Consider the following 21,236-nt stretch of genomic DNA (forward strand, 5'->3'; position numbering starts at 1 on the left):
TCGGAAACTATGCGAATTACGCGAAGGCAGCAAGAAACCCGGGGGGTGTAAATGGGCTGGTCCGGATTCTGATCCGGACCCGGCCCCGAACCGGTACGAACGCTTTATTGAACGGCGTCCACCGCCCGGCTGAAGCCGGTGAGCGGCATTTCGATGGTCTGCCTGCGGTCGGCCGCGGGCGCAAAGTCGATCTGCAGCGCTCCACCTGCCTTCATGGTGGCGATCATTTCCGGCGTCGCTTCGGTGGACAGAAAACAGCCTCTCTGGTCGCAGGTGCCGATCTCCAGTTCGCTTAGCGGCGTGCCGTCGACACCAAGCTTGATCTTGCCTGGCAGATAAAAACCGAGGGGAGCCTGGATGCGCAGAACAGGCGTTGCCTTGTTGGCGGGGAAAATGAGGTCGACCTTGAAAACAAGTTGACCGCTGTCCTTCATCCGTACGCTTTCACTCGTCTCGCAAGCAAGAGCCTCCGCCGATCTGGATGGACCGGCGCAACGTGTCTGCCAGAGAGCGTCTTCGCCGGCCTGCTGCGCGCTAACCGACTGTGCCACCATCGATAGGCCGAAAGCCACCGACAGAAGAATACCTGATTTGATGAATTGCATTCGTCTTCGCTTTGTTTGTGCCGTGCGTCCGGTGAAACCGCATTCGGTCATGAAGAATTCGCCACCTGCCGCGATGCCAGGTCCGAACGCCTGATCGGGTTTTATTCGCAACTGGTGGAAGGATGCAAGAAGGACGGGAATTGGAATTGGTCAAACCCTTCGTTGGGAAAAAACTATTCCGCTAATCCGCAAAGCTTTGAAATCCGGTGCCCGGCGTCCGGGAAGGCTGCCGACTACATTAACTCCATCAAACTGGGATTGGAGACCCTGAAGATGGCTGGCAGCCGCGAAACAAAAGCGAAAGCACTGAAAAAGCCGGATGCCCGGCTGGACGTGTTTCCGGCGTTCATGAAAGTTGCCGGCCGCAAAGTGCTCGTCATTGGTCACGGCGGCGAGGCGGCTGCCAAGGTTCGCCTGCTCGGCGAAACCAATGCGCGGATCGTTGTGGTCTCCCAAACGATCGAACCCGAACTGGGTGAGGCAATAGACCTCTTTCAGGCCGAACATATTGCCGAGGACTTTCGCCCGGCGCATCTCACCGATGCCGCGCTTGTCTTCTCCGCCCGCGAGGACTGGGATCTCGACAAGGCCGTCGTCGATGCCGCCCGGATCATGGGCGTACCGGTGAACGCGGTCGACAAGCCGGAGCTTTGCGATTTTTACACCGGCGCGCTGGTCAACCGCGCACCGATTGCCGTCGCCATCACGTCCACCGGCGTTGGCCCAGTTCTCTCCCGTCATATTCGCGCTCGTATCGAGGCGATGCTGCCGCGCGCAACAGGGGACTTGGCGCGGCTTGCTGAAAGCTTCCGCGACGCCGCCACGAAAGTGATCCGCGACGGCGCCCTGCGCCGGAATTTCTGGGCGCGGTTCTTTTCCGGCTCCGTTGCCAGCAACCTTTATGCGGGCAGGGCCGGTGCCGCGCGCTCGGAAGCGCAGCGGTTGCTCAACAGCATGGCCGGCGAGCCCGGTTTTGTCTGGCTGGTCGGTGCCGGTCCGGGGGCGGAAGACCTTCTGACCCTGCGTGCCCAGCGCCTGCTGCAGGAAGCCGATGTGATCGTCCATGATGCGTTGGTGCCTGGCGATGTGGTGGCCATGGGCCGCCGCGACGCGGAGCGCATTTCCGTCGGCAAGCGCAAGGGTGCGCACTCCGTGCCGCAGTCGGAAATCTGCGAGCTGCTCGTCGGCCTCGCCAACAAGGGTCATAAGGTCGTGCGCCTCAAGTCCGGGGATCCGATGGTCTTCGGCCGCGCGGCGGAGGAAATGGAGGCGCTCCGCGCAGGCGGCATCGGCTTTGAAATCGTGCCCGGCGTTACTGCAGCCTTCGCCGCGGCAGCTTCGGCCCAGATCCCGCTGACGTTGCGCGGTGTCGCCTCCAACCTCGTGTTTGCGACCGGTCACAATGCGAAATCCGAAACCCTGCCGGACTGGGCGGACCTTGCGCTCAAGGGTGCGACCGTCGCCGTCTATATGGGACGCACCGTGGCCGCTGCCGTCGCCGGCCGGATGATGTCCGCCGGCCTGAAGCCCGAAACCCCGGTGGCCGTCATTGAAAACGCCGCCCATCCGGACGAACGCCAATTCGCCGGAACCCTGTCCGACCTTGCGGTCCTTTCGGATCGCGCGGAAGTCGACGGGCCGGTTCTGATCGTGATCGGCGAGGCCGTTGGCCATGCCGCCCTGGACAAGGCTGAACCTCTGGCGCCGCTCCGCGCGGTCCGGACAGCAGCCGCCTGAGAGTGAAGAGAGTAAGTGCCATGAAAGTCGTTACCGCCAACCGGCTCCTGAGCGGCGAAGTCGTCTGGCTCGGTGAAAACGGCCGTTGGGTCGAACGCATCACGCTTGCCGGGGTTTTCGACGGCAAGGAAGCGGTGGCCGAAGCGCTGGCCCTGGGGCTGGCATCCAAGGACAGGCAGGAAGTCGTCGATGTTTACGAGATGGACGTGACGGTCGAGGACGGCGTCATCGTTCCGGTACGGTTGCGCGAAAAGATCCGCGCGACCGGACCGACCACCCATCGGGACCTGGGCAAGCAGGCCCAGGCCGTATCCGCTTAAACCAGAGACGGGAGCAGGGCAGCGCCCGGGTCACTGAAAGACACGCACGGCAGCGCCCGACAGGAGAGTTCAACGATGTATCGCTACGACGAATTTGACGCGAGCTTTGTCAGCCAGCGCACGGAACAGTTCAAGGATCAGGTCCGCCGCCGTCTCGCCGGGGAGCTGTCCGAGGACGAGTTCAAGCCGCTGCGCCTGATGAACGGCCTCTATCTGCAGCTTCATGCCTATATGCTCCGGGTTGCCATTCCCTATGGCACGCTCAACAGCCGCCAGATGCGCAAGCTGGCCTATATCGCCCGCACCTACGACAAGGGCTACGGCCACTTCACCACGCGCCAGAACATCCAGTTCAACTGGCCGAAGCTGGAAGACACGCCGAAGATCCTGGAAGAACTGGCGGAAGTCGAGATGCACGCCATCCAGACCTCGGGCAACTGCATTCGCAACGTGACCGCGGACCATTTCGCCGGTGCTGCCGCCGACGAGATCGCCGATCCGCGCCCTTACGCGGAAATCCTGCGCCAGTGGTCGTCGCTGCATCCGGAATTCTCGTTCCTGCCACGCAAGTTCAAGATCGCCATCACCGGCGCGCCGAACGACCGCGCAGCGGTCCAGGTGCATGACATCGGCCTGCAGCTGACCCGCAACGACGCCGGAGAAACCGGCTTTGTGGTCTTTGTCGGCGGCGGCCTCGGCCGCACGCCGATGATCGGACGCAAGGTGCGCGACTTCCTGCCGGAAGAGGATCTTCTGGCCTATTCCGAAGCGATCCTGCGTGTTTACAACCGCTATGGCCGCCGGGACAACAAATACAAGGCGCGCATCAAGATCCTGGTGCATGAGACCGGCCTGGAAGAGCTGAAGGCGGATATCGAACAGGAATTCGAAAAGATCCGTTTCGGCGTCCTGCGCCTGCCGGAGGAGGAGGTCCGCCGCATCGAGGCCTATTTCGCGCCGCCGCCGCTGGAAGTCGGCGCCGCCACGTCTGCCGCTGTCGAAGCGCGCCGTGCGAGCGATGCGGGCTTCGCCCAGTTCGCTGCGCATAATCTCAATCCGCACCGGGTGCCGGGCTATACGTCTGTCACCTTGTCGATGAAGCCGATCGGCGGCATTCCCGGCGATGCGTCCGATGCGCAGATGGACGTCATGGCCGATCTAGCAGAACAATACGGCCACGACGAAATCCGCATTTCCCATGAGCAGAATGTCATTCTGCCGCATGTGAAGCTGGACGATCTGCCTGCCCTTTACGACGAACTGGTCGCGGCCGGTATCGCCGAAGGCAATGCGGGTCTCATCACCGACATCATTGCCTGCCCGGGTATGGATTTTTGCGCCCTGGCAACCGCACGGTCCATTCCGGTGGCGCAGCGCATTTCCGAACGGTTCGGCGCGGCGGAGCGTCAGGCGGAGATCGGTGAGCTGAAGATCAAGATCTCCGGCTGCATCAACGCCTGCGGTCATCACCATGTCGGCCATATCGGCATTCTCGGCCTGGAGAAGAAGGGCGAGGAATTCTATCAGGTGACGCTCGGCGGGTCGGCCAACGAAAATACTTCCATCGGTGAGATCGTCGGCCGTGGCTTCTCCTCCGAAGAAGTCGTCGATGCAATCGAAAAGCTGGTTGATACCTATCTCGGACTGCGGTCCGGCAAAGAGGAAACCTTCCTGGATGCCTATCGCCGTCTCGGGGAGGCGCCTTTCAAGGAGGCCCTGTATGGCGCTGCATGAGACATTCAGCCTGGGTGTCGATCCGGAGCTTGGGCTGCAGGCGGAAGTCGCAGCCCTAAACGCCCAGTTCGAGGGCGCGAGCGCGCATGAAATCCTACTGACGGCCATCCGGCACCAGTTCGCCGGCGGCATTGCCATGGTGTCCAGCTTCGGCGCGGACTCCGCGGTGCTGCTGCACATGGTCGCCCAGGTCGATCCGTCGACGCCGGTGTTGTTCATCGACACGGTGAAGCTGTTCCCGGCAACGATCCTTTATCGCGACCAGCTCATCGAAACTCTCGGGCTCACCAACGTGCGGACGCAAAAGCCCGATGCGGAAGATCTGGCCGCCAACGATCCTGCCGGCATGCTGTGGATGAGCGACACCGATGCCTGCTGCCATATCCGAAAGGTCGTTCCTCTGGCCAACGCGCTGAAGGGCTTCGATGCCTGGATATCGGGCCGCAAGCGCTACCAGAGTTCCACTCGGGCGACGCTTGAATATTTCGAGATCGACGAAGGCCGCGTGAAGGTCAATCCGCTTGCGGACTGGACGGCCGGAGACATTCTCGATTATGCCAAGACCCACGATTTGCCTCCGCATCCGCTGGTGGCCCAGGGCTACCCGTCCATCGGCTGCCTGCCCTGCACCAGCAAGGTCGCGCCGGGAGAGGATCCGCGCGCCGGGCGCTGGCGTGGCCAGGACAAGACCGAATGCGGCATTCACTGGCCCTCGCACGGCAAGGAAGTCGACGGCAGCGGTATCTAAGGCGCAGCGGCACGCTGCAAGACAATGAACCCGTAGAGGTCTCGCGAACGACCTCCAGAACGGACAAAGCGGAATTGAGGACGCAAGGAATGACAACGATTTTCAAGGACGGCGCGTTCGTCGAGGAGGACTGGGTCCGCGCGGACCCGGAGACCGGCGCCGCCGTGGACGGCGATGCCCTGGTGCCGCTCTCCATGTTCCTGGTTGAGCCGGAAACCTATCTGGCGCGCGGCGGCCGCACGGCCGTTCTCATAGAGGCTGGCGACGACAGCGCGGAGATGCTTCCGTTCCTCGACCGTGTGGCGCTGGTCGCGGTGGATTTTCCGAGCTTTTCGGACGGGCGCGGCTTTTCCGCGGCCCGCATCCTGCGTGAGCAGGCCGGCTACAAGGGTGATATCCGCGCGACCGGCAAATACATCCTCGACCAGGTGCCGCTCGCCATACGCTGCGGTGTGTCCTCCTTCGAAATCTCCAAGCCGGAAGTGCTGAAGGCCCTCAAGGCGGGCGAGTGGCCGGAAGTCACCAAATACCTGCAGCCGGTCGGCACTGTTGAGGAAATCCCGGAAGGCACCCGCCCCTGGGCTCGCCGTTCCCTGCGCGACATTCCCGTCGCGGCGGAGTAACCGGTTCCTCTGTCTGTCCTGTACCCTCCGCCCACCATACTCCACGCGCCGTCCCGGATCTGATCCGGGACGACGCTTTTGGTGAGCCGGAGGCGAGAGCCTGTACGCTGGGGTGATCCGGGGTCTAAATTCTCAATCCGGCAGATGCCAGAATACATAGACCGGAAAGAAAAGCAGCGGCGCCAGCGTCAGCAGCATTCCGGCCGCCCGGCCGTTGCCGAAGCCAGAGGTGAGCAGTGTGCAGTAGTGCAGCAGGCGGCCGCACAGCAACGCCCCGCCGCCCGCCCACAGCAGATATCCGGGGGCACCGCTCAGCTCCGCGGCCGCCATGGCGAGCAGGGTCATCGGCACCGTTTCTGTAAAGTTGCCGTGAGCGCGCATGCGCTTGAGCAAGACCTCATCGCCACCATCCAGAAACTGGATGCCGGTTTGCGCCCGCCGGAACCCGACGGCCATGGTGATCGGAACCTGCAGAAGCGCGAACAGCGCGATAAAGACCGTGGTTACCGGTAGCGAGGAAATCAGTTCCATCTTGAACTCTCCGAAACGACAGGCTGGTCTGCGGCTCAGGCTTCCGTTGGTGCTTCATAGGTAATCATCGCCAGCACTCCGCCGACCGGATCGACGATCGTCGCAATACGTCCGACGCTTGGAACGCTCATGGGTTCCATCGCGATTGTCGCCCCGAGGGATCTGGCCTTTTCGACCCGTGCATCGACATCGTCGACGGTGACATAGGGCAGCCAGCGGGGCGTGTCGGTTTCCTGGGAGACGAAACCGCCGATCATGCCATCCTCGTTCCTGATCATCGTGTAGGGGCCGACCCCCACGTCGACGGTTTCGGTGTCCCAGTCGAGCAGGCTTTTGTAAAACCCCTCGGCTTTTTCGCCATCCCGGCAATGCAGTTCCATCCAGCTGAAAGCACCATGGGTTTGCGACGGTGTGCTCATGTCGATCGTCCTCACTCTTTGAATGCAGCCTGGGCAGGTCCAGGTGATCAGAGGACGCAGAAGGAATGGGGAAACCGACAGGAGAGATAAAAAAATTATCTGCGAGCCGCTGGAGCGGCCGGCTAGTTGGCGGGCTGTTGGCGCGAAGTAAACCAAGATGGTGGAAACTCAGGCCTTCGTCTGACTTCAGCGTTCCAATTGTGGTCGCATCCAGACAGTGTAACAGGCAGAATGCAATTGCAGCGGCGCAAGAGGTGACGGCGACGATGACGGAAGCGCAAGAGGAGGCTGCGACAAGCAAAGGCGACGCTTCTCTTGCGGTGCGGGATGCTGCCACAAGCCTCAGCGGATTACGCTCGGAAATCATCGAGAATGCTGCGGCGCAGGCGGCCATGCAGCCTTGGGTCACCATGGAGTGCTACCAGCTCAGCCGCGGCAAGCAGGTGTCGCAGATGGACAGTCTGGACCTTGGGCGCGTGCAGATCGTGCGAGAGCATCAGTTTGCAGCGATTCAGAAACTGGGCATCACCCCGGAAGATTTTTGCACCATCTCCTACTGCACACCGGACCCGGCATTTCGTTTTTCCGACCACTCGGCCAATGGCGAAGACAGCGTTTTCTTCATTCCGGAACGAACTGAGTTCGACATTCACGTGCCCGCGGGCACGCAAACTGCCTATGTCAGCTTTTCCCAGTCAGAGTTTGCCGGCGCCGCCCGTGCGTTGAACCCGAGGGCATGGGAACAGCCGTCGCACCAGGTGTCGCAGTTTCAGTCCAGGCAACTGGTTGAGCTGAAGACTGCTCTGGCCCAATGGATTGGTGCCGCCGAAGCCGCGAGCAGACGGGACGAGCTGTTCGACCCCAAAGGCATGCGGGGCATTGTTCTGGAGACTGCGCTGCGCATCGCGACCGCTACCCCCGAGGATGACGCAACGCGTCCGCCGCCCGCAGCCCGGTCTCGCGCCATGCGGATTTGTCGGCTGGCCCGGGAGTTTGTGGAAGAGCAGTTGGTGAGCCATGTGGTGCCTACCATCGTCGATATCTGCGTGTCATTGGCCGTCTCTGAACGAACGCTGCTCTACGCCTTCCACCATTATGTCGGCATGTCCCCGCAGGCCTATCTCCGACGTTGCCGGTTGAACCAGGTCCGCACGATATTACTCTCGAGAGATCCGCAAAACACGACGGTGACAGAGGTCGCCATGCAGTTTGGCTTTCTTCATCTCGGCCGCTTCGCAGGCGACTACAAGCAGATCTTTGAAGAATCCCCGGGCACGACGCTGGCAAGGCGCATATGATGCCCGATGACGGCCCGCGTCACTTTTGCGGATTTCGGATAGCAGCACCGCCATTTCGGCTTTAGCTTTACCGCGAAGCGCGTCGCGTATCGTTCGCTGAGGCGACGAGACAGCCGCGTTCAGGCTCCTTTCCAACTTGCCGTTCAACGGGGACTTTATCGCCATGCGTGGAAATCCAGCCCTGTCAAAACCTCGCAACGGCCGCGTCGGCGCTGCCCTGAAGGTGTTGGTTGCCGCGTGGGGCGTTGCGATGGTGGCGGGTGAGGCGTCAGCCCAGACGACCAGTTTAGGCAGCTATCTGGAGAGCGTCCGGATCGAATATGATCTGCCTGCTTTGGCCGCCGCCGTGATCAAGGACGGTGTTGTGGTGGAGGCTGCAGCCACTGGAATGCGCGCTTACGGACAAAATCTGCCTGTGACGATCGATGACCGCTTCCATATCGGCTCCAACACCAAGTCGATGACAGCGACTTTGGCCGCAATGATCGTTGAGGAAGGCCTGCTGTCATGGGACTCGCGTGTCGGCGACGTGCTGGGTGAAGAAGTCACCGAGATGAGCCAGGGGCTGGCTGATGCCACGCTGGAGCAATTGCTATCGCACTCCAGCGGCATCCCGAGCGACACCGAGGCGATGCTCGACCTGTATTTCAGCAATATGGCGTTTGAGGATAACGTCGTGCAGCAGCGCATCCACGCTCTTGAGAGTTGGCAGCACAACGAAGTGGTCATCCCGGCCGGATCGCCTTTTCAATACTCGAATTTCGGCTATTTGATTGCCGGCATGATGATTGAAAAGGTCAGCGGAACCGCCTGGGAAACGCTGATGCATGAGCGTATTTTCGGTCCGCTTGGCATGGAGAGTGCGGGCCTGGGCCCGCAGTCCACCTTCGGGCTGGTCGACGCTGCTGTGGGGCACAGGATCAAGCCCGACGGTTCTGTCACCGCCATGCTGTGGGGCCCTGCGGCTGACGTTCCCCCCGTGATGGGACCAGCAGGAAATGCCCATATGTCGATTGTGGATTATGCCAAATGGGCAGGCTGGAACGCGGGGCAAGCAGAACGCTCTCCTCATCTGGTCACGCCTGCATCGCTGGAGCTTATCCAAGCGGTACATGTTCAAACGCCGGTGCGCGAAAATCCCCCGCCAGGCACGCCGAGCACGGGTGGCTACGGCCTGGGCTGGAGCAGCGTGGAATTTGAATGGGCCGGCAAGCCGCTGCTGACCCATAACGGGTCCAATTCGATGAATCTGGCCAGAATTATCGTCGATACGGACAGGGACCTTGCCGTCGTTGTCACGACCAATTTTCCGGGCGCACGGGCCAATGCCGCGACCGGCGAAGTTATGAAAAATTTGTACCTGACAATGGAAAACTGAAGTTCTTTCTATTGGAGATAAGGAGAAAGTCATGTGTGAAGATTGCAAACCTGAAAATGTGAGCCGGCGAGGATTGATCGCCGGAGGCTTGGCCTTGTCGCTGACTGCGCCCTTGGTCACACAGGCTTTCGCCCAGGAAGCCGGTGCGGTTGCGCCAGCCTCGCCGGAAGAGGCGATGCAACGCCTGATGGATGGCAATGCACGCTATGTTGCCAATGCCGCAATCAATACGGATCACTCGCTGACGCGCGCCAGCCGGGCCGAGGGGCAACAGCCCTTCGCCGCCATTGTCAGCTGTTCAGACTCTCGCGTGGCCCCGGAGTTGATTTTCGATCAGGGTCCGGGAGAACTGTTCGTCGTGCGTGTGGCCGGCAATTTCATCAGTGAAGAGGGTCTGGCGACGCTTGAATACGGCGTGGCCGTGCTGGGCATCAAGACCATAGTTGTTCTCGGACATACCGCCTGTGGCGCCGTTGATGCGACGATCAAGTCGATTGCAGACAGGGAATTGCCTCCCGGACATCTCCCCAGCCTGGTCAATGCAATTCGCCCGGCAGTCTATGATGTGATGGACGATTCACCGGACGATCTGCTGGCGGCAGCCACCGCTCAGAACGCCAAACTCAACGCCGCGCGAGCGCTGTCCGAAGGGCCGATCCTGTCCGAAGCCGCTGCTGCCGGCAAGCTTGGCGCCATGGCTGGCGTTTACGACATTGCCACGGGCAAGGTAACGTTCCTCTAGCCGATCATTGTCGTTGGCCATGTGGCATTTGCCGTGCCCATGGCCAGCTTGACAGCCACCGATTACCATCCCCGCGTTTCCAGACGAAGCGCTTGAATGCGCCGTATCGCCTTGATCGGCCCATCTTCCAGCCTTTTCCTGCGTCTGAAGCGCTCATTGCTCAGCCCTCAATCTCTCGCTTCTTCTCCCGAATAAACGCCCGCTCCACCTCCGTCCCCGCCAGTCCAAGCCCGGTTTCATACGCCTCCCGCGCTTCCGATACCCGGCCCAGCTCCGCCAGAAACGAGCCGCGCACCGTGTGATAGCCGGCGTAGCGGGCCAGCGGGGCGGAGAGGTGTTCCAGGCGGGTGAGGGCAGCCGGGATGCCGTCGAGTTTTGCCTGCACCACGGCCCGGTTGAGGGCGACGACGGGGGAAGGGCGGATGTGTTCCAAGGCGTGGTAGAGGCGGTCGATCTCCTGCCAGTCGGTGGCTTCGTAGGTGGCGGCGCGGGCATGGGTTGCGGCGATGGCGGCCTCGATCTGCAGCGGGCCGGGGCGCCCGGCGCGCAGGGCCGCTTCCAGCAGGATGGTGCCTTCGGCAATTGGTGTGCGCTCCCACAGCGTGCGGTCCTGGTCCTCCAGCGTGACCGCCCTGCCGCAGGAGGTCAGCCGGGCGTGGCGGCGGGAATGCTGGATCAGGCACAGCGCCAGCAGGCCGCGCAGTTCCGGCTCTTCGGGAAACAGGCGCACCAAGAGGCGGGCAAGGCGAATGGCTTCCTCGCACAGGGTCACGCGGATCAGCTCCGGCCCCTGCGAGGCGGAATAGCCTTCGTTGAAGACGAGATAGACCGCATTGGCGACGGCGGAAAGGCGCTGGGCCCGCCCGGCCCTGTCCGGTTCCTCATAGGAGAGCTTTGCTGCCTGCAGCCGCTTCTTGGCGCGGGTGATCCGCTGTTCCATCGTCTTCGGCTGCACCAGGAAGGCGCGAGCGATTTCATCGACGGACAGGCCTGCGACGATCTTGAGCGCGAGGGCGATCTGCTGGTCGCGGCGCAGCACCGGATGGCAGCAGGTAAATAGCAGACGCAGGATATCGTCCCGGTAGACCGCCTGGTCGAGCGTTTCGCTCAACAGCTCTTCCGGATGAGGTCCGTCGAACGCCGGTTCGATCTCGTCCGGGGGCGACAGGGTCTCCCGGGATTTCCGGCGGATCGCGTCGATGCCGGCGTTGCGCCCGGCAACGATCAGCCAGGCAACCGGATCGCCGGGCACGGCGTCCGGACGCCACGCCTTCACCGCTCTCAGCGAGGCTTCCTGAAACGCATCCTCGGCAAGGTCGATGTCGCCGAAGGCCCGGTTCAGGGCGGCGATCACCCTTGGCCGTGCGGCTCTAAGATGCGTCGATAACCAGGCGCTCGGCATTCTTGAAATCGGCTCCCTCGAAAAACTCGACCGGACGGATTTCGACGCGGCCATGGTCGAGCGGCAGCAGCTTCACCGCTTCGATGGCGTCTTCCAGATTGGCGCAGTCGATCAGGTAGAAGCCCATGAACTGTTCTTTCGTCTCCGCAAAAGGCCCGTCCGTGACGACGAAATCGTCGCTGTCTTTTCTGACGGTCATGGCGGTGCCGGTCGACATCAGCTTGGCTGCCGCGGCGAAAGTCCTGTTGGTCTTGGTATGCTCGTGAAAGCTGCCGTGCTTTTTCAGAACCGCCGCGTGTTCCTCGGGTGTGAGCGCATCGATGAAATCTTCGCTGGCATAGATCAATACGGAAAACAACATGTCGGATCCTCCGGATTCCTGGGCGCGATACCCAAGGAACGTTCGCGGGTGACCTTAGCCGACAGCTCCTGGGAAAAAGGAGTCAAAAAGGGGTGAGAAAAAGAAAATACCGGCATCACCGCACATGCTGTTCCTCGCCAAGATGCATGAACTCCCGGAAAGCGGCCACGGCGGGCTGCTGGTCGATGCTCGCCGCCCAGGCAAGGCCGACATCCATCGTCGGGATCGCATCGGACAGGGAAATCACCTCCACCCTTCGCCCGTCCAGCGACCAGGGCCGGTAGACCATGTCGGACAGGATCGTGACGCCCATTCCGCCGGCGACCATGGACCGGACCGCTTCGACCGAGGAGGTCCGGAATTTGGTGCCCGGGCGATAACTCGTGCGGTTCCAGTAGCGCTGGGCCGTGTTGGAGGCCTCGTCCACCGTCAGCATGATATAGGGTTCGTTCGCCACATCGGAGAGGCTGACGGAGGGGCGCTCCAGCAGGGGATGCTGGGACGACACCCAGAGACGGCGCCGGGACTGCAGCAGGGTGTCATACGCCAGTCCTTCCTGGTCCAGGATGTTCGATGTCAGCATCACCGCCAGATCGAAGGTACCCGATACCAGCCCGTCTTCTATGGCCGTTCTCGGTGCTTCGGTCAGTTGAAGCTTGACACGCGGGAAGGCCTGGCTGAAGCGCTCCAGATAGGGGGGGATGTAATAGCCGGCGACCGTATAGGTCATGGCAAGGCGCAAGGTTCCCTTGACCGTCTCGCGCGACCGTCGCGGCGACTGCACCGCCTCCTGGACGGCTGCCGTCACCCGTCTGCCGTGGTCGAGAAAAATATTGCCCTCGAATGTCAGCGTCATGCCGCCGGCGTGACGATCGAAAAGCGGCACCCCGACGATGTCCTCCAGGTGTTTTATGGCCGTGGTGACGGCGGATTGGGAAACGTTCAGCTCCACGGCCGCACGGGAGACCTGGCCCATATTCGCAACGGCTATGAAATAGCGGATCTGGCGGAGAGAAGGTTCATTCATTTTTCTGATATTCTTTATCTGATTTGCAGATGAAGTCCTGTCATTATTATATCTGATCAATTTACAAAAACGGACGATTTAATTCTAAAAAGCGAAAATCCGTGTCATCAGCCACCTGAAAATATTGGATTTATCAAAAATTGGGCTCTCTCGTGCTTAGTTTGTAGGCGTGCCCATATTTTGCGGTTTAGTGTTCTGAAAAACAGAAAATATATACCTGATAATCGTATTTTACAAACACGCCAGCGCGTCCTTTCATTCTTTCACCGTCCCTCCGGTGGCGGTCGACAGATCGGGTCATGAAGACCCGCAGACATCAGGAGGCGCAAATATGAAGCATCTGATCAAACTCGTGACCGCGTCAGCGGCCATCGCATTCGTGACCACTGGCGGAGCATCGGCCGACGACTGGTTCCCCTATTCCGTCGAAGTCTGGGACCCGCCCTTCGACATGGCAAGCCCGCGTTCGTCGGTTGACTATGCACCGCTCGCCAAGGCATCGAAGCCATGGGACCTGTGCGTGTCCTTTCCGCACATGAAGGACGCCTACTGGCTCGGCGTCGATTACGGCGTGACCGAGGAAGCCAAGCGGATCGGCGTCAAGGTGAACGTCGTGGAAGCTGGCGGCTACACTGAGCTCAACAAGCAGATTTCCCAGATCGAGGATTGCGTTTCGGCAGGCGCGGACGCCGTGATCATCGGCGCCATCTCCTTTGACGGACTGAACAATGTGGTGGCGGAACTGGCCGCCAAGAACATCCCCGTCATCGATGTGATCAACGGCATGTCCTCCGACAAGCTGTCGGCCAAGTCGCTGGTCTCCTTCGGCGAAATGGGCGCCAAGGCCGGTGCCTTCCTGGCATCCCTTCACCCTGGGGGTGGCACCGCCGCCAAGGTGGCGTGGTTCCCCGGACCGGCCGGCGCCGGCTGGGTCGAGGCTGGCAACACGGGTTTCCAGGGCGCGATCGAGGGCAGCGCGCTTGAACTGGTCGACACCAAATACGGCGACACGGGCAAAGAGGCCCAGGCAAAGCTTGTCGAGGATACGCTGGAAGCCTATCCGGACCTCGACTACATCGTCGGGACGGCGGTCACCGCCGAGGCGGCGGTGCCGATCCTGCGCGCACGCGGGCTGACGGATCAGGTCAAGGTGGTTTCCTACTACTATACGCCGGGCGTTGATCAGGGCATCGCCCGCGGTCAGATCCTTGCCGCACCGACGGATTCAACCGTTGTCCAGGGCCGCATCGCCGTCGATCAGGCGGTGCGCATTCTGGAAGGTGAGGACTACCTGAAACATGTCGGTCCGGCGCTCTATGTCGTGACGGAGGAAAATCACGGCGAATTCGATCCCTCGTCGACGCTGGCTCCGGACGGGTTCCGCCCGGTCTTCTCGGTCCAGTAGGCGAAGGCGGCGGCGAAACAATGTCGAACCGGCAAACGCCCGCTCAAGACAGGATGCAGCCAGCGGCTGCATCCCCCTTGCTGGAAGCGAAAAACCTGACCAAGGAATATCCCGGCGTCACGGCGCTGGACCAGGTGAATTTCGAACTCCGCCCAGGCGAGGTTCATGTTGTTTTCGGCGAAAACGGCGCCGGCAAATCGACGCTGATCTCGATTCTCGCCGGAGCCAATCAACCCACCGCCGGAGAGATCTTCCTGCGCGGTGAAGCGCAGCACCTGCACTCCGTGCATGATGCGCGCGAAAACGGAATTTCTGCCGTTTTCCAGGAATTCTCGCTCATCCCGCAAATGACGGTTGAGGAAAATCTCTTCCTCGGCGGAGAGCCTACACGCCGCGGATTTATCGACAAGGACCGCATCCGCCGCGAAGCCAGGGCCATTCTGGACGAACTGGGCTTTAACCTGAACCCCCGTCAGCGTGTCGACCATCTCACGCGCGCCGAGCAGCAGATGGTGGAAATCGCCAAGGCGTTCCGCTCCGATCTGTCCGTCCTCATTCTCGACGAACCGACAGCCTCGCTCACCAGTCACGAGACGGACCATCTGTTCGAGCTGATCGCCCAGCTCACCAAGCGCGGCGTCGGTATCGTCTATATCACCCATCGGATGGCAGAAATCCGCCGCATCGGGGACCGGATCACCGTCATGCGCGATGGCCGCTACGTCGACACGGTGGATGCCGGGTCGACGTCGGAAGACGACCTTGTCCGGTTGATGACCGGCCGCGTCGTCGGCAGCATTTTCCCCGAACTCGATCTTGGCGAACCGGGCCGGCAGGTGCTGCAGGTCAAGGATCTGACGACGGTCGGCGACACGGTTCGCGCGGCTTCGGTGGAGGTTCGCGCCGGCGAGATCGTCGGTATGGCCGGTCTGGTGGGGTCGGGCAAATCGGAATTGCTGCAGGCCTGTTTCGGCGCCATACAGATCGAAAGCGGCAGCGTGCAGCTGAACGGCGCGGATATTACCGGCAAACCGCCGAGACACAGCATTCGCGCAGGTTTTCTCTATCTGCCTGCCGACCGGCGCAAGGAAGGCCTGATGATGATGCGGTCGGTGCGCGAAAACGTGTCGCTGGCCTCGCTCGACATCGCACCGTTTTCCAACGGGCTCTGGATGGACAGATCCGGTGAGGCGCGGGCTGTGTCAAGTCTGGCGGAGAGGTTGAACCTGTCACCGCCGCGCATCGAACGGGCGGTCGACCACTTTTCCGGCGGAAATCAGCAAAAGGCGATGCTCGCGCGCAGCCTGACGCGTTCCTACGACCTGATTGTGTTCGACGAACCAACGGTGGGTGTCGATGTGGGAACGCGCGCCTCGATTTACGAATTCATCGTTGAACTTGCAAAGCAGGGAACGGCAATCGTGCTCATTTCCTCCGATCTTCCCGAGATCCTGCATCTCACCTCGCGGGCTTATGTTTTCTATCGCGGACGCATCCAGGCCGAACTTTCGGCAGGGCAGCTCACCGAGGAAAATGTCCTGGCGCATTTTTTTGAAAGGGAGGCTGCATGATGGCCGGTAAAACCGCGATCGCGCGACCATCCTCCGGTGCCGGGGATATCGTCAAGCGGCTCTTCGTGAAGCTGGGCATTCTGCCCTTCCTGCTTGTCGTGGCCCTTGTTGTCTTCACGCTGATGTCGGACAACTTTCTGACACCGCGAAATCTCATGAATGTGCTGCGCCAGTCGGTCTACCTGATGATCGTCTCCATGGGGCAGATGCTGGCGCTGCTGACCGGTGGCTTCGATCTTTCTGTCGGCACGATCCTGGCCCTGTCCTCCGTGGTCGGCGCCATGGCGATGGCTGCCTTCGCGGCGGCGTTTCCCGACATGATCGGGTTGGCGATCGCGCTCGGCTGCTTCGCCGGGATCGCCGCGGGTGTCTCAATCGGTGTCATGAACGGTATCGGCGTTGCCTTCTTCAATGTGTCGCCCTTCATGATGTCGCTCGGGATGGCGTCCGTCGGCTTCGGCATCGCGCTTTATCTGACCGGCGGTGTCCCGGTTTACGGCATGCCCATGGAGTTCGGAAACATATTCGGTTTCGGCGCGTTCCTGGGAATACCGGCGCCTGTCTATGTCGCCGCACTCCTGATCGCAGCGCTTTATGCCTTCCTCTACCGCACACCGCAGGGCCGATATTTCTATGCCGTCGGCGGCAACCTGAAGGCCGCATCCCTGTCGGGGATCAATACGGCGGGAACACTGTTCTTCACCTACGTCCTGTGTGCGTTCTTCGCGGCGGTCGCGGGCATGTTGCTCACGGCGCGGCTGGATACAGGGGAAGCCAACATCGGCTCCGCCATGCCGCTGGAATCGATCGCGGCCTGTGTCATCGCCGGGGTCAGTCTGCGCGGCGGTGTCGGCCGCCTGGAAAATGTCATCCTCGGCGCGCTCTTCATCGGTCTCGTCCAGAACGGGATGAACCTGGCCCGCATAGAATCCTACCTGCAGACTGTGGTGCTCGGCGCCCTTCTGATCCTGGCCGTCATCGCCGACCAGATCCGCCTGCGGTATGTCGCATCGCTCAAAGACTGAGAAATCACGGAGAAAAACAACAATGCCGGTCGAACTTAACTGCGACATGGGAGAGAGCTACGGGCTCTATAAAATGGGCGATGACGAAGGGATCATGCCGTTCATTTCGCAAGCGAATATTGCCTGCGGCTTCCATGGTTCCGACCCGAACCACATGCGCCGCGCCGTCGAACTGGCACGCAAGTTCGACGTGAAGGTCGGGGCGCATTTCTCCCTGCCGGACCTGCCGGGCTTCGGCCGGCGCGAGATGAAGATCGAGCGTGAGGAGATGGTGAACATCATCATTTACCAGGTCGGTGCCATCAAGGGGTTTCTGGAGTTCGCCGGTCTCAAGCTCATGCATCTGAAGCCGCACGGCGCCCTGTATGGAATGGCGGCCCGCATGGAACCCATCGCTCAGGCCGTCGCCGATGTCGCGCAGGTGTTCGATGTTCCGGTACTCGGTCTTGCAGGAACCCTCCACGAGGAAGTTTTCAAGGCAAGGGGCGTCGGTTTCCAGGCCGAGTTTTTCGCGGACCTCGACTACGATGACGATGGCCGGCTGCTGATCACACGTGAGCATAAGCCGGTCGACGCGGCGCAGGCCGCAAAGCGCGTCCAGATGGCCGTTCGTGAAGGAAAAGTCGCGTCGATCAGCGGCAAGCCGGTGCCTGTGCGGGTCGAAACGGTCTGCGTCCATTCGGACACGCCGGACGCGGTGGGAATCGCGAAAGCCGTTCAAAAAGCAATCGCGGAGATCGAAGCCGCCTGACACATGCGCCCGTGAAGCGTGCACCGAACGAGCCCGCTTAACGAGCCCGCTGAACTAGAAGGAGACAACCCTATGGCCACACATGAGATCAAGTCCCCTATTCCGGGAACTTTTTACCGCAAACCCTCGCCCGATCAGCCGCCTTTCAAGGAGGTGGGGGACACAGTGTCCAAGGGCGATACGGTCGGCATTGTCGAGGTGATGAAGACATTTCATGAAATCAAGGCCGATGCCGGCGGCACGATTTCAGGCTTTCCAATCGGTGACAACGAACCGGTGATGGCCGGTCAACCGATTGTCGAGCTAGATTGAGGCCGCTGTGACCAAGGGCAACATCAACAAGCTGCTGATCGCAAATCGTGGCGAGATCGCGGTGCGCATCATTCGTGCCGCGCGCGACCTGGGCATCGCTACGGTTCAGGTGCACAGCGATGCCGACACGGACAGCCGCGCGGTGCAGATGGCCGATGAGGCGGTGAATATCGGCCCGCCGCAAGCTGCAAAATCCTATCTGGATGTCAGCGCCATCCTGAAAGCCGCAGCCGAAACAGGCGCCGACGCCGTGCATCCCGGCTACGGGTTTCTCGCCGAAAATGCCGATTTCGCAGATGCGGTTGAAGCAGCGGGCCTTGTTTTCGTTGGCCCCTCCGGCGACACGATCCGCCTGATGGGCGACAAGGCGGCAGCCCGTGCGGAGGCGAAGAAGGCGGGCGTCCCGACGGTTCCCGGCAGCGACGGTGTGATCGACGACATGGACGTGGCGGCTGACCTGGCCGCGCAGATCGGGTTCCCGGTCATGATCAAGGCCGCGGCCGGTGGCGGCGGGCGCGGCATTCGCATTGCCCGCGACACAGCCGAATTCAGGTCGCTCGCACCGCAGGCCTCATCGGAAGCCAGTGCGGCGTTCGGTGACGGCGGCATCTATATCGAAAAGGTGATCGAGCGGGCGCGCCACATCGAGGTTCAGGTGCTCGGTGACGGAAAGAACGTCGTTCATTTCTTCGATCGGGAATGCTCCCTGCAACGCAGACGTCAGAAGGTCTGGGAAGAGGCGCCCTCGGCAGCTCTTTCCGACGAGGTCCGGGATGAATTGTGCCGGTCTGCCGTCGCTCTGGCGACGGCGGTCAACTACCGCGGCGCCGGCACCATTGAGTATCTCTACGACGACAAGAGCGGCGATTTCTATTTCATCGAGATGAATACCCGCATTCAGGTCGAACATCCCGTCAGCGAGATGATCTGCGGCACCGATCTTGTGGCGCAGATGATCGCCATCGCCGGAGGCGCCGCCCTTCAATCGACCCAGGATCAGATCAGGCGGTCCGGGCATGCAATCGAGGTGCGGTTGAACGCGGAAGATCCTGCGAACAATTTCATGCCGTTTCCCGGTGTCGTCGGCGAATTGCTGACGCCCGACGGGCCCGGCGTACGCTTCGATCACATGCTGTATCCCGGTTACGCCATTCCGCCGTTCTACGACTCGCTGCTCGGCAAGCTGATTGTCTGGGCTGACGACCGGGAGGCCGCCCTTCGGCGGCTGAAACGTGCGCTGGGCGAATTGCGTATTGAAGGACTGCCGACAACAGCCCCCCTGTTCGAAGCCCTGCTGGAGAGCGACGACCTGCGATGCAACGAGGTTCATACCCGCTGGCTTGAAACGTGGCTTGAAGAAAATCCCGAACTCATCGCGCAACAAGGAGGCAAAGCCTTATGACCTGTCGATACACTTTCGGAGGCGACGAGCATATTTTTGTCGAGGTCGACGAAGCCATGTCGCTCGAGGCCTTTTTCGTAAGTCTCTCCATGACCAACGCGGTGCGTGACGCCAATATCGAGGGGGTCACGGAAATCTGTCCCGCGAATGCCTCTTTCCAGATCAAGTTCAATCCGGACATCATTCACCCGGACGATCTGCTCGCCAGGCTGCAGCAACTGGAAGCCACGGCCGAAAGCGCGGAGCCGGTCCTCGAGACCCGGATTGTCGAGATCCCGGTCTACTATCAGGACCCCTGGACCCATGAAACGCTGATGCGCTTCCGCGAGCGCCATCAGGACCCGAACGCAACCGATATCGAATATGCCGCCGAGATCAACGGCTTTGAAACGGTCGACAAATTCATCGAGGCCCATGCAGGTGCCCCGTGGTTCGTCTCGATGGTCGGTTTCGTCTCCGGTCTGCCGTTCCTGTATCAGATGGTTGACCGCCCGCGGCAGATCGAGGTGCCCAAGTATCTGCGCCCGCGGACCGATACGCCGCGCCTCACGGTGGGTTATGGCGGATGCTTTTCGTGCATCTATTCCGTGCGCGGCGCCGGTGGCTACCAGATGTTCGGCATTACGCCCATGCCGATCTACGACCCGGAACAGGAAGTCTCCTATCTCAAGGACTTCATGGTGTTCTTCAAGCCGGGCGACATCGTCAAATGGAAACCGATCAACCGCGAGGAATACGACCGGGCGGTGGAAGACGTGCAGGCGGGCACCTTCGCGCCGCGTGTCAGGAACGTGCGCTTCTCCCTCGACGACTACAACGCCGATATCGACGGCACCAACGCCAAGCTGATGGAGGTTCTCTATGCCGATTAATGTCCTTTCCGCAGGCATTGCGACAACCATCCAGGACCTTGGCCGTCCGGGCTACTATCACCTCGGCATTCCGATGGGCGGGGCGATGGACCGCCTGGCGCTGCGCACAGCCAATCTTCTAGTGGGCAACGAGGAAGACGCCGCCGGGCTGGAATCCGTATTCGTCGGTCCGGAACTCGAATTCACCGAGGACGCAACGGTTGCCGTTTGCGGTGCCGAACTGCCGCCGAAGATCGATGGCGAGGAACGCCCGACGTGGAGCGCCATTGCCGTCAGGGCGGGTCAGGTCCTGTCCTTCGATTTCCTGAAGTCCGGTGCCCGCGCCTATATTGCCATCAGCGGCGGGATCAACACGCCGCCCATGCTCGGCAGCCGCTCGACCTATGCCATCGGTGCTCTCGGCGGCATTGACGGCCGGGCGGTTCAGCCCGGCGATACGCTGCCGCTCGGACGCCCGAAGGCACCGGTCAGGGAAGGCCTGAGTGTCCCTGAAGCATTGCGCAGGGGACCGGGCAATCCGGCGGAACTGCGGATGCTGCCGGGGCTGTACTGGCACCGGATCACGGAAGCAGCGCAGGAAGGGTTCTTCAAGGATACTTGGAAGGTGGCCAACGAGGCCGATCGTATGGGCTACCGGTTCCAGGGGGGGCACAAGCTGGAGTTCGTTGAGCGGGAACAGCCCTTCGGCGCCGGCGCCGATCCCTCCAACATCACCGATGCCTGCTATCCCTATGGCTCCATCCAGGTTCCAAGCGGAACCGAACCGATCATCCTGCACCGCGACGCGGTGTCGGGCGGCGGCTACTTCATGATCGGCACGGTCATTTCCGCCGACATGGATCTGATAGGCCAATTGCAGCCCCACACACCGACCCGTTTCGTCAAGGTGGACATGAACGCCGCCCTGGCGGCACGGCGGGACCGCGCGCAAACGCTCGAAGCCATTCGCACCGCGCTCGCCTGATTGCAAAGA

At 61.4% G+C, this 21,236-nt stretch carries 22 protein-coding genes; 16 read left to right on the forward strand and 6 right to left on the reverse strand.

The window, feature by feature from the left end; translation table 11 throughout:
- Positions 1-104 precede the first annotated feature (104 nt).
- Positions 105-605, reverse strand: coding sequence for an invasion associated locus B family protein (locus Q1B40_RS04550; protein ID WP_299810656.1), 501 nt, complete (start codon positions 603-605; stop codon positions 105-107).
- A gap of 273 nt (positions 606-878) precedes the next feature.
- Here Q1B40_RS04550 and cysG point away from each other — a divergent pair, with 273 nt between their 5' ends.
- The 5 genes from cysG (at position 879) to Q1B40_RS04575 (ending at position 5,767) form a co-directional block, all read left to right on the forward strand.
- On the forward strand, positions 879-2,342 hold the full coding sequence (cysG, locus tag Q1B40_RS04555) for a siroheme synthase CysG (RefSeq protein ID WP_299810659.1): 1,464 nt from the start codon (positions 879-881) through the stop codon (positions 2,340-2,342).
- A 20-nt stretch (positions 2,343-2,362) separates the two neighbouring features.
- The gene (locus tag Q1B40_RS04560; protein WP_299810661.1) at positions 2,363-2,662 is read left to right on the forward strand and encodes a DUF2849 domain-containing protein; all 300 of its coding nucleotides are present in this window, start codon (positions 2,363-2,365) and stop codon (positions 2,660-2,662) included.
- Between the two features lie 75 nt (positions 2,663-2,737).
- Positions 2,738-4,396: a nitrite/sulfite reductase gene (locus Q1B40_RS04565; RefSeq protein WP_299810663.1), complete on the forward strand. Its 1,659-nt coding sequence runs from the start codon at positions 2,738-2,740 to the stop codon at positions 4,394-4,396.
- Positions 4,383-5,144, forward strand: a complete 762-nt coding sequence (locus Q1B40_RS04570) for a phosphoadenylyl-sulfate reductase (RefSeq protein WP_299810665.1) — start codon at positions 4,383-4,385, stop codon at positions 5,142-5,144. The genes Q1B40_RS04565 and Q1B40_RS04570 overlap by 14 nt, the downstream gene beginning before the upstream one ends.
- Positions 5,145-5,233: 89 nt before the next feature.
- Positions 5,234-5,767, forward strand: coding sequence for a DUF934 domain-containing protein (locus tag Q1B40_RS04575; RefSeq protein ID WP_299810668.1), 534 nt, complete (start codon positions 5,234-5,236; stop codon positions 5,765-5,767).
- A 132-nt stretch (positions 5,768-5,899) separates the two neighbouring features.
- Here the strand turns inward: Q1B40_RS04575 and Q1B40_RS04580 are convergent, their stop codons facing one another.
- Complete coding sequence (locus Q1B40_RS04580; protein ID WP_299810671.1) at positions 5,900-6,298, reverse strand: MAPEG family protein; 399 nt, start codon at positions 6,296-6,298, stop codon at positions 5,900-5,902.
- A gap of 35 nt (positions 6,299-6,333) precedes the next feature.
- A complete protein-coding gene (locus tag Q1B40_RS04585; RefSeq protein WP_299810673.1) occupies positions 6,334-6,717 on the reverse strand; it encodes a VOC family protein in 384 nt (127 codons plus the stop codon).
- 266 nt (positions 6,718-6,983) lie between these two features.
- On the opposite strand from Q1B40_RS04585, the gene Q1B40_RS04590 reads away from it, so the two are divergent.
- The 3 genes from Q1B40_RS04590 (at position 6,984) to Q1B40_RS04600 (ending at position 10,135) form a co-directional block, all read left to right on the forward strand.
- Positions 6,984-8,015 (forward strand): helix-turn-helix domain-containing protein, encoded by a 1,032-nt coding sequence (locus Q1B40_RS04590; protein ID WP_299810676.1) that lies wholly within the window; start codon positions 6,984-6,986, stop codon positions 8,013-8,015.
- Between the two features lie 163 nt (positions 8,016-8,178).
- The gene (locus tag Q1B40_RS04595; RefSeq protein ID WP_299810679.1) at positions 8,179-9,393 is read left to right on the forward strand and encodes a serine hydrolase; all 1,215 of its coding nucleotides are present in this window, start codon (positions 8,179-8,181) and stop codon (positions 9,391-9,393) included.
- Between the two features lie 31 nt (positions 9,394-9,424).
- Positions 9,425-10,135, forward strand: a complete 711-nt coding sequence (locus Q1B40_RS04600) for a carbonic anhydrase (RefSeq protein WP_299810682.1) — start codon at positions 9,425-9,427, stop codon at positions 10,133-10,135.
- A 160-nt stretch (positions 10,136-10,295) separates the two neighbouring features.
- Here Q1B40_RS04600 and Q1B40_RS04605 read toward each other — a convergent pair whose 3' ends face one another.
- The 3 genes from Q1B40_RS04605 to Q1B40_RS04615 form a co-directional block, all read right to left on the reverse strand.
- Positions 10,296-11,537 (reverse strand): RNA polymerase sigma factor, encoded by a 1,242-nt coding sequence (locus Q1B40_RS04605; protein WP_299810685.1) that lies wholly within the window; start codon positions 11,535-11,537, stop codon positions 10,296-10,298.
- The gene (locus Q1B40_RS04610) at positions 11,506-11,898 is read right to left on the reverse strand and encodes a YciI family protein (RefSeq protein ID WP_299810688.1); all 393 of its coding nucleotides are present in this window, start codon (positions 11,896-11,898) and stop codon (positions 11,506-11,508) included. Before Q1B40_RS04610 ends, Q1B40_RS04605 begins: the two co-directional genes overlap by 32 nt.
- A 115-nt stretch (positions 11,899-12,013) precedes the next feature.
- Positions 12,014-12,925 (reverse strand): LysR family transcriptional regulator, encoded by a 912-nt coding sequence (locus Q1B40_RS04615; RefSeq protein ID WP_068407672.1) that lies wholly within the window; start codon positions 12,923-12,925, stop codon positions 12,014-12,016.
- Positions 12,926-13,256: 331 nt separating this feature from the next.
- Here Q1B40_RS04615 and torT point away from each other — a divergent pair, with 331 nt between their 5' ends.
- From torT to Q1B40_RS04655, 8 genes are all read left to right on the forward strand, one after another.
- Entirely contained in the window at positions 13,257-14,330 is a 1,074-nt protein-coding gene (gene torT / locus Q1B40_RS04620) for a TMAO reductase system periplasmic protein TorT (RefSeq protein ID WP_299810696.1), read from the forward strand.
- A 20-nt stretch (positions 14,331-14,350) separates the two neighbouring features.
- Positions 14,351-15,901: a sugar ABC transporter ATP-binding protein gene (locus Q1B40_RS04625; protein WP_299810699.1), complete on the forward strand. Its 1,551-nt coding sequence runs from the start codon at positions 14,351-14,353 to the stop codon at positions 15,899-15,901.
- The gene (locus Q1B40_RS04630; RefSeq protein WP_299810702.1) at positions 15,898-16,926 is read left to right on the forward strand and encodes an ABC transporter permease; all 1,029 of its coding nucleotides are present in this window, start codon (positions 15,898-15,900) and stop codon (positions 16,924-16,926) included. The genes Q1B40_RS04625 and Q1B40_RS04630 overlap by 4 nt, the downstream gene beginning before the upstream one ends.
- 22 nt (positions 16,927-16,948) lie before the next feature.
- The gene (gene pxpA / locus Q1B40_RS04635; RefSeq protein WP_299810705.1) at positions 16,949-17,677 is read left to right on the forward strand and encodes a 5-oxoprolinase subunit PxpA; all 729 of its coding nucleotides are present in this window, start codon (positions 16,949-16,951) and stop codon (positions 17,675-17,677) included.
- 72 nt (positions 17,678-17,749) lie between these two features.
- On the forward strand, positions 17,750-17,989 hold the full coding sequence (locus Q1B40_RS04640) for an acetyl-CoA carboxylase (protein WP_299810707.1): 240 nt from the start codon (positions 17,750-17,752) through the stop codon (positions 17,987-17,989).
- 7 nt (positions 17,990-17,996) lie between these two features.
- A complete protein-coding gene (locus Q1B40_RS04645; RefSeq protein WP_299810709.1) occupies positions 17,997-19,391 on the forward strand; it encodes an acetyl-CoA carboxylase biotin carboxylase subunit in 1,395 nt (464 codons plus the stop codon).
- Positions 19,388-20,263, forward strand: coding sequence for a carboxyltransferase domain-containing protein (locus Q1B40_RS04650; RefSeq protein ID WP_068407654.1), 876 nt, complete (start codon positions 19,388-19,390; stop codon positions 20,261-20,263). Before Q1B40_RS04645 ends, Q1B40_RS04650 begins: the two co-directional genes overlap by 4 nt.
- A complete protein-coding gene (locus Q1B40_RS04655; RefSeq protein WP_299810722.1) occupies positions 20,253-21,227 on the forward strand; it encodes a biotin-dependent carboxyltransferase family protein in 975 nt (324 codons plus the stop codon). The genes Q1B40_RS04650 and Q1B40_RS04655 overlap by 11 nt, the downstream gene beginning before the upstream one ends.
- The last annotated feature ends 9 nt before the right edge of the window (positions 21,228-21,236 follow it).

Origin of the sequence: uncultured Roseibium sp., from assembly GCF_947496995.1 — a bacterium.
Taxonomy (GTDB): domain Bacteria; phylum Pseudomonadota; class Alphaproteobacteria; order Rhizobiales; family Stappiaceae; genus Roseibium.